Raw genomic sequence first — 298 nt, forward strand, 5'->3', positions numbered from 1 at the left:
TCTCAGGGCGACCGCGCCAGGCGTAGTATCCGCTGGACGACAAGCCGAGGACCGCGCACATCACGCGGACCGGCCAGACCTGACGATGCCCATCGACGAACCCGAACTTCATCGGGAGGTCGCTCCGAAGATGAGCGCGGCTTTTTTTAGGATGTCCCGCTCCATCCGAAGCTGACCGTTCTCCCGCCGCAACCGGGCCACCTCAGCCGCCAGATCCGACGGCGACGGGGACGACGCCTGCGTTGTGGGGCGCCGCGACGTCCCCGTCGCTAGCACCCCGTTCGCACGGTCCCGGGCC

Annotated in this window: 1 pseudogene; it reads right to left on the reverse strand. The window is 68.5% G+C overall.

The features are described from left to right. Positions 1–298: pseudogene (locus CVH10_RS19410) on the reverse strand (IS3 family transposase); the annotation flags it as partial.

This window comes from Halomonas sp. ND22Bw, assembly GCF_003011945.1.
In the GTDB taxonomy this organism is placed as follows: domain Bacteria; phylum Pseudomonadota; class Gammaproteobacteria; order Pseudomonadales; family Halomonadaceae; genus Halomonas; species Halomonas halophila.